This is a genomic window from Mesorhizobium sp. M7A.F.Ca.CA.003.01.2.1 (genome assembly GCF_003998945.1).
Classification (GTDB): Bacteria; Pseudomonadota; Alphaproteobacteria; order Rhizobiales; family Rhizobiaceae; genus Mesorhizobium; species Mesorhizobium ciceri.
The window spans coordinates 1-1,464 of record NZ_RZRA01001170.1 but is presented as its reverse complement, the minus strand read 5'-3'; the positions used below and the strand labels follow the sequence as shown (position 1 = coordinate 1,464).

At 64.3% G+C, this 1,464-nt stretch carries 2 protein-coding genes; both read left to right on the top strand.

What is annotated here, in order from left to right; genetic code table 11:
- Positions 1 to 1,042 (top strand): efflux RND transporter periplasmic adaptor subunit (locus tag EN969_RS30895; protein WP_127419726.1); only part of this gene is annotated, 1,042 nt, incomplete at its 5' end.
- 80 nt (positions 1,043 to 1,122) lie between these two features.
- A partial coding sequence (locus tag EN969_RS30890; protein WP_164758650.1) for an efflux RND transporter permease subunit occupies positions 1,123 to 1,464 on the top strand: 342 nt, incomplete at its 3' end.

Here is a 1,464-nt window from a genome sequence, read left to right as displayed (position 1 = left end):
GGCCAAGGCGCCGGACGCGGCCAAGCCGAAGACGGCTGAAGCCGAGCCGAAGGCACCGCTGCGCACCGTTGCGGTGGTGACGCCGCCACGCAAGACCTATGCACGCGCCATCCGCATTTCCGGGCTGACCGAAGCCGACAAGCGGGCGGTGCTGGCGACGCGCGTCGCCGGTGTCATCGACAAGCTGCCTGTCAAGCAAGGCGATCACGTCAAGACGGGGGATCTGGTACTGATGCTTGCGGCGGAAGAAAAGATCTCGATGGTCGACAATGCAAAGCAGTTGGTGGTGCAGCGCCAGGCCGAGTTGGACGCAGCCTTGCGGCTGATGAAGACCGGCAATCTGCCGAAGCTGCAGCTCGACACCGCGCGCTCGAACCTGACCTCGGCGCAGTCGCAACTGGAAACGGCACAGGCCGAACTCGACCGCAACGAGGTGAAGGCGCCCTTCGACGGCGTTATCGACCGGGTGCCGGTGGAACTTGGCAGTTCCATCATGCAGGGCGGCGAGGTGGCAACCATCCTCAAGCTCGATCCGGTGATTGCCCGCGGCGAAGTCAGCGAGCGCGATCTCGGCTACCTGAAACTCGGGGACAAGGCCACCATACGGCTGGTCAGCGGCCAGACTGTCGAAGGCACCGTGCGCTACATCAGCCGCGACGCCTCTTCGGCGACCCGCACCTTCCGCGTCGAGGTTGCCGTCCCCAATGCCGACGGCTCCGTGCCGGCCGGCATGACGGCGGAAATCGCACTCAGCGCGTTGCCGACCGATGCGGTGCTGCTGCCGCGCTCGGTGGTGACGCTCGGCGACAAGGGCGACCTCGGCATCCGTGCCGTCGGCAAGGACAACAAGGTTGCGTTCTTCCCCATCGACCTCGTCGACGACACGCCGACCGGCCTGGTGCTTGGCGGCATCCCTGCCGATGCGCGCATCATCGTTGCCGGCCAGGAACTGGTGAAGGAAGGCGATGAGGTCAAGCCGGTCGAAGCCGACCAGGCAACCATCCAGAAACTGCTGGGCGAAGCGACCGCCGGCACGCAGTAGCATGGGGTACGGCGGACAGACCCCGGGCGGGGACACTTGGCTGCGACGCAGCTCGTGAAATTCAAGAACAGGCGTTAGCCATGGATATCGTCAGACTCGCAATCAACAATGCCCGCCTGACCATTTCGGTCCTCGTCTTCCTTCTGCTCGCCGGCTGGGTCGCCTATCAGTCGACGCCGAAGGAAGCCGAGCCCGACGTTCCGATTCCGATGATGTATATCAGCCTGATCTATCAGGGCATTTCGCCTGAGGATTCGGAGCGCCTTCTGCTGCGGCCGATGGAAAGCAAGCTGAAGAGCCTGAAAGGCCTCAAGGAAATGCGCTCGGCCGCCTTCCAGGGCGGCGGCTATGTGCTGGTCGAGTTCCAGCCGCAGACAAATCTGGCGACGGCCTTGCAGGACACGCGCTCCAAGGTGCAGGAC